General features: G+C 30.0%; 1 protein-coding gene. It reads right to left on the bottom strand.

Going from position 1 to position 1,428, the window contains the following annotated elements; translation table 11 throughout:
• Nucleotides 1-146: 146 nt before the first annotated feature.
• Nucleotides 147-749: a hypothetical protein gene (locus FCR2A7T_RS13315; protein ID WP_023571826.1), complete on the bottom strand. Its 603-nt coding sequence runs from the start codon at nucleotides 747-749 to the stop codon at nucleotides 147-149.
• Between the last annotated feature and the right edge of the window lie 679 nt (nucleotides 750-1,428).

Below are 1,428 nucleotides of genomic sequence, written 5' to 3'. Positions count from 1 at the left end.
TAACGTCCCGCCGGCTTTGCGAAGTTTGGGTTTATATTGCCCCAAACCATTCCATTCGGACTAAAGCCAAATATACAAAAAGATCCTTCCATTAAACCTTTAAGCCCAAATTTCGCAAAACCGCTGTTATGCGTTCGCCATTGTTTTTAAATTTCTTCAATAATGCTACAAAATTTTTTATTTGATTCTAAAATCAGTTTATAGTTTTCCTTTCCAATATAAAACTTTGGATGATTCCACATAAGTTCAATCTTGTCTTTTAAGTCATTTAAATAATATTGCCCTGAAGCTTCAAAATCAATTATCGCAAGTTTGAATGGAAAAATATTATATAGGTTTTTCAATGTAAATTTAAAGAACTCGTCAATTTCTACTGGAGATTTTGGATTTTCTGACCACGTTGTATATTCTTCTCCAAAAATACTTTCGATTGCAGAAGAATAAAAACAAATGTCAAACCAATTATAACCTGTTTCTACAGGAGATTCTTCTCGAATATTAAAAGTTAAGAAAGGAATATACTTATTGTTGAATTTGACAATTCCATTATGTTCAATATTTTTTAAATTTATTTCAATTTTATCAAATTCTTTATTAAAAGGCCCGAGTACATTTTCTAAGCTCCAAACGAAATCAGTATAGAGTTGGATTGGTAAATTATTTGAACTTTCGCAAACTTGTATTGATAATTCATAGAAGCCACCACTTTTCAAAGATTTGTTAATAAATAATTCTTTAAGGTTTTTCATTCGTATCGTTGGTATATGGTGACGCATAACGTCCCGCCGGCTTTCTGTCAGTGGCGGTTTTTTATTACTGACGTTTACAAATATACCGAAAAGTAGTAAAGAAAAAACTTCTTTTTAAAGAAGAAATACACTCACTAACCATTCCAAAAAATCCCCAAACCCGCCATTGCAGAAAACCGCTGTTAGCAGCTGTACCAATTATTTACAACCCAAAAACCAATATATGTTGGAATATAAATAGAGAGAAAAAAGATTAAATATTGAGCAACATTTTCTATTATTGTTGATTTAGCGGATTCTTCATCTCTAAATTGCCACATAGTTAAGTAAAACATATGCCTATTTAATTTTTTTAAGGCAATATTGTCAGATAATTTATAAAGTAAAAGAAATATTATAGGACATAAAGGGTAAAACATTAAACGCTTATCGTCACAGTTTTGATTTTCTACATATTGTAATCCGATTCCAATTACCAATAAGCAAATATTCAATATTAATGATTGATTGTAGATTTTTCGGTTCCTAAAAAATTTTAGAGTATGAGGTATTACAAATCCCATAACTACTAAAGTTACAATTAGAAAAAGACCGATTATTAGATATAAATTAATTATGGAATTCATTTATAAGCGTTGCGTTTTTATGGTATTGCTGCTAACGTCCCGTGGCTTTGCGA

It is taken from the genome of Flavobacterium cauense R2A-7 (assembly GCF_000498475.1).
In the GTDB taxonomy this organism is placed as follows: Bacteria; Bacteroidota; Bacteroidia; order Flavobacteriales; family Flavobacteriaceae; genus Flavobacterium; species Flavobacterium cauense.
This window is presented reverse-complemented; position numbering and strand designations above follow the sequence as displayed.